At 64.4% G+C, this 9,668-nt stretch carries 1 protein-coding gene; it reads left to right on the forward strand.

The window, feature by feature from the left end; translation table 11 throughout:
• Positions 1 to 9,668, forward strand: a 9,668-nt coding sequence (locus UCMB321_RS27810) for a non-ribosomal peptide synthetase (protein ID WP_040071928.1), incomplete at both ends; no start/stop codon positions are given.

Raw genomic sequence — 9,668 nt, forward strand, 5'->3', positions numbered from 1 at the left:
ACCGACCCGTTCAGTCGGGAAGCTTCGGCCCGCATGTACCGCACCGGCGACCTCGGTCGCTACCTGCCAGACGGCAATATCGAATACCTGGGCCGTAACGACGACCAGGTGAAGATCCGTGGTTTCCGTATCGAGCTGGGCGAGATCGACGCCCGTCTGGCCAAGCATCCAGCCGTCCATGAAGCGGTGGTCACGGCCCGCGAAGATATCCCGGGCGATAAACGCCTGGTGGCCTACTACACCCTGGCCACTGGGCAAACCTCGGTGGATATCGAAGCCCTGCGCAGCCATCTACAAGAGCAGTTGCCGGAGTACATGGTCCCCGCTATCTACGTGTTGCTTGAGACCATGCCGCTGACCCCCAACGGCAAGCTGGACCGCAAGGCCCTGCCGGCGCCGGACAGTGATGCGCTGATCCGTCGTGGTTACGAAGCCCCCCTGGGAGAAACCGAAACCACCCTGGCAAGGATCTGGATGCAACTGCTCAATGTCGAGCAGGTCGGGCGCCACGATCACTTCTTCGACTTGGGCGGCCATTCATTGCTGGCGGTCAGCCTGATCGAACGCATGCGCCAGGCCGGCCTAAGCGCCGACGTACGCGTGCTGTTCAGCCAGCCGACCCTGGCGGCCCTGGCCGCTGCCGTGGGCGGTGGGCGTGAAATCGTCGTCCCGGCCAATGCCATCCCGGCGGGCTGTGAGCACATCACCCCGGATATGCTGCCCCTGGTCGACCTCGACCAAACCGCTATTGACCGGGTTGTGGCCAACGTACCGGGCGGTGCGGCGAACGTGCAGGATATCTACCCGCTGGCGCCGTTGCAGGAAGGCATTCTCTACCACCATCACCTGGCCGTGGATCACGCCGACCCCTATCTGCAACACGCGCTGTTCGCCTTTGACAGTCGGGACCGACTCGAGGCCTTCGCCCAGGCATTGCAAGGGGTGATCGCACGTCACGATATCCTGCGCACGGCCGTGGTCTGGGAAGGTCTCGACGCGCCGCTGCAAGTGGTCTGGCGCCAGGCGACCCTGGCGCTGAACGAAGTGTCACCGGACCCGCTCGCCGACGATATCGCCGAACAACTGCGCGGGTGCCTCGACTCGCCCCAGACCCGCCTGGATATCCGCCAGGCGCCGATGCTGCGCCTGGACTATGGGCAGGATCCGTCCAATCAACGCTGGATCGGCCTGCTGCAATACCATCACCTGGTCAACGACGCCACCTCCCTGGGGGCGCTGGTGGCGGAAATCGAAGCGCATATGCAGGATCGCCAGGTGCAACTGCCGGTCTCGATCCCGTACCGCAACTATGTGGCCCAGTCGCGCCTGGGGGTGAGTCAGGCCGAGCACGAGCAATTCTTCCGCGAGATGCTCGGTGATATCGACGAGCCGACCTTGCCCTTCGGCCTGCAGGATGTGCAGGGCGACGGCCAGGATATCGAAGAGGCCCGCTGTGCCGTGGACAACGGCCTCAGCCGCCGCCTGCGGACCCAGGCCCGGCAATTGGGTGTCAGTGCCGCAAGCCTTTGCCACCTGGCCTGGGCCCGTGTGCTCGGTGCTGTCTCGAGCAAGGACGAAGTGGTGTTCGGCACCGTCCTGCTCGGTCGCCTGCAAGGCGGCGAGGGCGCCGATCGCGCCCTGGGGATGTTTATCAATACCTTGCCGTTGCGGGTGACGCTGGGCGGGCTGGGTGTGCGCGAAGGGGTCAAGGCCTCCCACGCACGCCTTACCGCCTTGCTCGGCCACGAACATGCGCCGCTGACCCTGGCGCAGCGTTGCAGCGGCGTGGCGGCGCCGACTCCGTTGTTCAGCGCATTGCTGAACTATCGGCACCTGGCGAGTGGCAGCGCGGACCTGCCGGCCTGGAACGGCATCGAAATGCTCGGTGGCGAAGAGCGCACCAACTATCCGCTGACCTTGTCGGTGGACGATCTGGGCGAAGACTTCGCCCTGCACGTCGGCACCTTGGCCGGTACCGGGGCGCAACGGGTGTGCGGCTATATGCTCAGCGCCCTGGAAAGCCTGGTCGAGGCCCTGGAACAAACACCGGCCTTGCCGCTGGCGCAGCTGTCGATCCTGCCCGCCGCCGAGCGCGAGCAACTGTTGGTAGGGTTCAATGCCAGCACTCGCGATTATCCACGGGCGCAAACCGTCCATGGCCTGTTCGAAGTCCAGGTGCGGGCGCGGCCCGAGGCTTGCGCGGCGATCCACGACGGTGTGCCGTTAAGCTATGCCGAGCTCAACACCCGGGCCAACCGCCTGGCTCGGCATCTGCGCGGTCTCGGTGTACAACCGGGCGACAGCGTGGCGATCCTGCTGGAACGGTCCCATGAGTTGTTGGTCAGCCAACTGGCGGCGCTCAAGTGCGGCGCGGTCTATGTCCCGCTGGATATCAACGCCCCGGTGGAACGCCAGGGCTTCATGATCGAGGACAGCCAGGCACGGGTCCTGTTGACTCGCAGCCAGGTGCCGCTGGACACCCGCGTGCAGCGCGTTGACCTCGACCGGCAGAGTCTGGAGCGCCTGGACGGCGATGACCTGGCGATGCCGCAGTCCAGCGAAAGCGTGGCCTACATCATGTACACCTCCGGCTCCACCGGCACCCCCAAGGGTGTTCTGGTGCCGCATCGGGCTATCAGCCGTCTGGTGATCAACAACGGTTATGCCGACTTCAATGCCCGGGACCGGGTGGCCTTCGCCTCCAACCCGGCATTCGACGCCAGCACCCTTGACGTCTGGGCGCCGCTGCTCAATGGCGGCTGCGTGGTGGTGATCGGCCAGGCCGACTTGCTCTCCCCGGAAAATTTCCAGCGCCTGTTGCTGGAGCAATCGGTGACGGTGCTGTGGATGACCGCCGGGTTGTTCCATCAATACGCCGCGGGCCTGGGCGATGCTTTCTCGCGCCTGCGTTACCTGATTGTCGGCGGTGATGTGCTGGACCCGGCGGTGATCGCGCGGGTACTGGCGAACGCTGCTCCAGAGCACCTGCTCAATGGCTACGGCCCGACCGAAGCCACGACCTTCTCCACGACCTACGAGATCACCAGGGCGGACAGTGGCAGCCTGCCGATTGGCCGACCCGTCGGCAACACCCGTCTTTATGTACTCGATGCCCAGGGCCAACCCGTGCCGTTGGGGGTGGTGGGAGAGCTGTATATCGGTGGCCCGGGTGTGGCCAAGGGTTACCTGAACCGCGAGGATCTGACCCGGGAAAAATTCGTCACCAACCCGTTCGACAGCGACCCACTGGCGCGCCTGTACCGCACCGGCGATCTGGTGCGCTGGCGTGCCGATGGCAACCTGGAATACCTGGGGCGCAATGACGCCCAGGTGAAGATCCGTGGCTTCCGGGTCGAGTTGGGCGAGATCGAAGCGCGTCTGGCCGAACATCCCGAAGTCAAGGAGGCCGTGGTGCTGTGCCGTGAAGAGACCCCAGGCGACAAGCGCCTGGTGGCCTATTTCACCCCGGCCTTCGAAGGGGCGGTGGAGCGGATCGACGCGCTGCGTGGGCATTTGCACGCGCAGTTGCCGGAATACATGGTACCCATGGCCTACGTGCGCCTTGAGCGCCTGCCGCTGACGGCCAACGGCAAGCTGGACCGCAAGGCCCTGCCAGCGCCGGACGAACGTGCGCTGATCAGCCGTGGCTACGAGGCACCCGAAGGGGAAACCGAGACCCTGCTGGCGCAATTGTGGTCCGAACTGCTCAAGGTCGAGCAGGTCGGTCGACATGACCACTTCTTCGAACTGGGCGGGCATTCATTGCTGGCGGTGACGCTGATCGAGCGTATGCGCCAGGCCGGCCTGAGCGCCGATGTGCGGGTGCTGTTCAGCCAACCGACCCTGGCCGCGCTGGCCGCGGCGGTGGGCAGTGGCCGTGAAATCCGCGTGCCGGCCAATGGCGTCACCCTCGATTGTGCGCGGATCACCCCGGAACTGCTGCCGCTGGCGAACCTGGACCAGGCCGCCATCGACCGGATCGTCGCCACGGTGCCGGGTGGCGTTGCCAACGTCCAGGATATCTATGCCCTGGCGCCGTTGCAGGCCGGCATTCTCTATCACCACCTCAGCGCGGAGCAGGGTGACCCCTACGTGCTGCAATCGCAGTTCGCCTTCGACAGCCAGGAGCGCCTGGAAGAATTCGCCAACGCCTTGCAGTTCGTGATCCAGCGTCATGACATCCTGCGCACCGCGCTGGTCTGGGAAGGCCTCGACGAGCCGGTGCAGGTGGTCTGGCGTCAGGCGCAGTTGGTGCGCGAGAGCCTGGAGCCGGACCCGCAGGGCGGTGCTGTGGCGAGCCAACTGCACCAGCGTTTCGACTCGCGGCACTATCGTCTGGATATCCGCCAGGCACCGATGCTGCGCTTGATCCATGCCTGGGATGCGCAAAACCAGCGCTGGCTGGCCTTGCTGCTGTTCCATCACCTGGCCATGGACCACACCGCGATGGATGTGGTGCAGCACGAGATGCAGGCCTATCTGCTGGGCCAGCAGGCGCAACTGGGCGCGCCGGTACCGTATCGTAACTATGTGGCCCAGGCTCGCCTGAGCATGAGCCAGGAAGAGCACGAGCGTTTCTTCCGCGAACGACTCGGTGCTGTCGACGAGCCGACCCTGCCATTCGGCTTGCAGCAGGTTGATGTTCAAGGTATCGATGAAGCCCGCCTGCCTTTGGGCGTTGCGCTGGGTCGCCGTTTGCGGGCCCAGGCCCGCCAACTGGGGGTCAGTGCCGCCAGCCTGGTGCATCTGGCCTGGGCCCAGGTACTGGGCCGGGTTTCGGCCCGCGACGACGTGGTGTTCGGCACCGTGCTGATGGGCCGGATGCAGGGTGGCGAAGGTGCCGACCGTGCCTTGGGCATGTTTATCAATACCTTGCCGCTGCGGGTGGTCCTCGGCGGTCGGAGCGCGCGGGAAGGGGTCAAGACCACCCACGACGAACTGACCGCGTTGCTCGGCCATGAGCATGCGTCCCTGGCGTTGGCCCAGCGTTGCAGCGGCGTAAGCGCGCCGCTGCCGTTGTTCAGCGCCTTGCTCAACTATCGCCACAGCAGCATTGCCGTGACCGACGAGGCGCTGACGGCCTGGCACGGCATGCAGGCCCTGGGCGGTGAGGAACGCACCAACTATCCGTTGACCCTCAACGTCGACGATCAGGGCGAGGACTTCCTGTTGACCGCCCAGACCGTTCCGGTGATTGCGGCCGGGCGGATCTGCGCCTATATGCAGCGGGCCTTGCACAGTCTGGTCGATGCCCTGGAGCAGGGCGCCGAAGCGTCGTTGCAGGACTTGTCGGTGTTGCCAGAGGCTGAACGCCGGCAGTTGCTGGAAGCCTTCAATGCCACCGCCGTCGACTATCCGCAGGATCTGACGTTGCATGGCTTGTTCGAAGCTCGCGTCGCCACCAGTGGTGACTCGGTAGCGGTCGTCGACGAAAAAGGCAGCCTGACTTATGACGCACTCAACCGTCAGGCCAACCGCATCGCCCATCGCCTGATCGGCCTGGGCATTGGCCCGGATGACCGGGTGGCGATCTGTGTCGACCGTAGCCTGGAAATGGTGGCGGGGCTGATGGGGATTCTCAAGGCTGGCGCCGCTTATGTGCCGCTGGATCCGGATTATCCGATTGATCGTCTGACTTACATGTTGGAGAACTGTGCGCCGGCAGTAGTTCTTACCCAAGAGGCTTTGCGTGCGGTGCTTCCAGCAAGCAACGTACCGGTGTTGTTGCTCGATCCTGAGCATGCCGAGCGTGAAGGTTTCCTAACTCAGCCGGATAGCAACCCGCAGCAGGTCGAGGTGCGTCCCGAGCATCTGGCTTACGTGATCTACACCTCCGGTTCGACCGGCCAGCCGAAAGGCGTGATGAACGAACACCGTGGCGTGGTCAACCGCCTGCTGTGGATGCAGGACGAATACGGCCTGGATGCCTCGGACCGCGTATTGCAGAAAACCCCGTTCAGCTTCGACGTCTCGGTCTGGGAGTTCTTCTGGCCGCTGTTCAACGGCGCCCGGCTGGTAATGGCGCGTCCGGGTGGTCATCGTGACCCGGGTTACCTGCGCGAAGTGATTCGTGAGCAGAACATCACCACCTTGCACTTCGTGCCGTCGATGCTCGATCTGTTCCTGGCCCATGGCGAGGCTGGTGACAGTGGCTTGCTGCGGGTAATGTGCAGCGGTGAAGCCTTGCCGGGGCATCTGGTACGGCGCTTCAAACAGCAGTTGCCGGAAGTTGGCCTGTTCAACCTCTATGGTCCGACCGAGGCAGCCGTCGACGTTACGGCCTGGGATTGCGCCGGGCCGCTGGACGAAACGCCGGACAACACGCCCATCGGCAAGCCGGTGGCCAATACGCGGATCTACCTGCTGGATGCCAACCGTCAGCCGGTACCGCTGGGAGTGGCCGGTGAGCTGTATATCGGTGGTGTGCAGGTGGCCCGCGGTTACCTGAACCGTCCGGAGCTGAGCGCCGAGCGTTTCCTCGACGATCCGTTCAACACTGGGCGCATGTACCGCACTGGCGACCTGGCTCGCCACCTGCCGGACGGCACGGTGGAATACCTGGGTCGTAACGACGACCAGGTGAAGATCCGGGGTTTCCGTATCGAGTTGGGCGAAATCGAAGCCCGTCTGGCCGCTTACCCAGGGGTCAAGGAAAGTGTGGTGCTGGCACGGGAAGACAACCCCGGCGAAAAACGCCTGGTGGCCTATGTCACGGCGCAGCAGCCTGAAACGGTGCTGGAGATCGAAGGTCTGCGTGGCCATCTGCAAGGTGTGTTGCCGGAGTACATGGTCCCGGCGGCCTACGTGCAGCTTGATAGCTTGCCGCTGACGCCTAACGGCAAACTGGACCGCAAAGCACTGCCGGCACCGGATGGCGCGGCACTGATCAGTCGTGAATACGAAGCCCCACAAGGCGAAGCCGAAACCGTGCTGGCACACCTGTGGGCGGAACTGCTCAAGGTCGAGCGGGTAGGGCGGCATGACAACTTCTTCGAACTCGGCGGTCACTCGCTATTGGCCGTGACGTTGATCGAACGGATGCGCCAGGTCGGCCTGAGCGCCGATGTGCGGGTGCTGTTCGGCCAACCGAGCTTGTCGGCGCTGGCGGCGGCGGTGGGCGGCAGCACGGAAATCGTGGTGCCGGCCAACCTGATCGCTGAAGGCTGCACGCATATCACCCCGGACCTGTTGCCACTGGTCAGCCTGACCCAGGAGCAGATCGATCGGGTGGTGGCAGCAGTGCCAGGCGGCGCGGCGAATATTCAGGACATCTACCCGCTGGCACCGTTGCAGGAGGGCATCCTGTTCCATCACCTGTCGGCCGGTGAAGGGGATCCCTATGTGCTGCAATCACAGTTCAGCTTCGACAGCTGCAGCCGCCTGGACGATTTTATCCAGGCACTGCAAAACGTGATCGATCGTCACGATGTGCTGCGTACCTCGATCGTCTGGGAAGGGCTGGAAACACCGGTGCAAGTGGTCTGGCGCCAGACCCGGCTGATGGTCGAGGTCTTCGAGCCGAGCCCGGGAGCCGCTGAGCCGCTGGCGCAACTGCTGCAGCGCTTCGATCCGGCGCACTATCGCCTGAATCTGCAACAGGCACCGCTGCTGCAGCTGGCCGTCAGCGAAGATGCGCTCAACCGGCGCTGGGTTGGCGTCCTGCTGTTCCATCACATCGCCATTGACCACACCACCCTCGCGGTGGTGCAACAGGAAATGCAGGCCAGCCTGCGTGGGCAGGCGACGCCGCTGGCGCCGGCCGTGCCGTATCGCAATTATGTGGCCCAGGCGCGCCTGGGGGTGAGCCAGGAGGCCCACGAAACCTTCTTCCGCGACATGCTCGGCGATATCGACGGACCGACCCTGCCGTTCGAACAGCAGGAAGTTCGGGGCGACCAACAGGCGATCGCCGAAGCCCACCTGACGCTGGACCTTGAGCTGTCCCGGCGTCTGCGTGGCCACGCCCGTCAGTCGGGTGTCAGCGCGGCGAGCCTGGTGCACCTGGCCTGGGGCCTGGTGCTGGGCCGCCTGTGCCGACGCGAGAAGATCGTGTTCGGTACCGTGTTGCTGGGCCGTATGCAGGGCGGCGCGGGGGCCGATCGGGCGCTGGGGATGTTTATCAACACCTTGCCGCTGCGCCTGGACCTCGGCGCCTTGGGCACCCGGGCCGCGCTCAAAGCGGCCCATGGCCGGCTCACCGCGCTGCTTGGCCATGAGCATGCTTCCCTGGCGCTGGCCCAGCGTTGCAGCGGGGTGCCGGCGCCGACGCCACTGTTCAGCGCCTTGCTCAACTACCGGCACGGTGCCGGTGAGGTCAGCCAGCAGGCGCTGGATGCCTGGCAGGGTATCGAAAGCCTCGGTGGCGGTGAGCGGACCAACTACCCGCTGACGCTTTCGGTGGACGATAACGATGTGGGCTTCGGTCTGACGGTACAGGCGACTGCCGGCGTCGATGCGCAACGGGTCTGCGGTTATATGCAGGCCGCGCTGGCGAGTCTGGTGGGAGCCCTTGCACAGAGCGCGGAGGTGCCGCTGGGACGGCTGTCGGTATTGCCGGCGACGGAGCGTGAGCAGTTGTTGTTCGGGCTCAACGCCACCGCGCTGGATTATCCGCAGGCGCAGACGATTCATGGCTTGTTCGAGGAGCAGGTGCAGCGCACGCCGGAGGCCTTGGCGGTGGTCCATGGTGAACAGCGGCTGAGTTATCGCGAGCTTAACGAGCAGGCCAACCGTTTGGCCCATGTTCTTCGTAAGCAGGGTGTGGTGCCGGATTCGCGGGTTGGGATCTGCGTCGAACGCGGGGCGGAGATGGTTGTTGGCCTGCTGGGGATCCTCAAGGCGGGCGGCGGTTATGTGCCGTTGGACCCGGCTTACCCGGTAGAGCGGATTGCCTATATGTTGCAGGACAGTGCTCCGGCAGCCGTACTGGCGCAGACCGCAACCCGTGATTTGCTGGCGGGCGTTTCGGTTCCGGTCATCAATCTTGATCAAGGCACCTGGCAGGACGAGCCCGTCCAGAATCCGGAGGTGCCGGGACTGACCTCGGCACACCTGGCGTATCTGATCTACACCTCGGGTTCGACCGGTCTGCCGAAAGGCGTGATGATCGAACACCGCAACACGGTGAACTTCCTCACCTGGGCCCACGCCGCTTTCGGTGGTTCGGCGTTGAACAAGACCTTGTTCTCGACTTCGCTGAACTTCGACCTGGCGGTCTATGAGTGCTTTGCCCCCTTGACCTGTGGCGGCAGCATCGAAGTAGTGAAAAACGTCCTGGAGTTGCAACACGGCGAACACGATATCGGCCTGATCAACACCGTTCCGTCAGCCCTCAAGGCGCTGCTGGAAGTCGACGGTTTGCCGGAATCGGTGCACACGGTCAACGTGGCCGGTGAAGCCCTCAAGCGCAGCCTGGTGGAAACCCTGTTCGAGAAGACCGGCGTCCAACGCCTGTGTAACCTCTATGGCCCGTCGGAAACCACCACCTACTCTAGCTGGGTAGCGATGGATCGCGAAGACGGCTTCGCGCCCCATATCGGCAAACCGGTGGGCAACACCCAGTTCTATCTGTTGGATGAACAGCAGCAACCCGTCCCACTGGGTGTTCCGGGCGAAATCTACATCGGCGGCGCCGGTGTGGCGCGGGGTTACCTGAATCGCGACGACCT

The sequence above is a fragment of the Pseudomonas batumici genome (genome assembly GCF_000820515.1).
Classification (GTDB): Bacteria; Pseudomonadota; Gammaproteobacteria; order Pseudomonadales; family Pseudomonadaceae; genus Aquipseudomonas; species Aquipseudomonas batumici.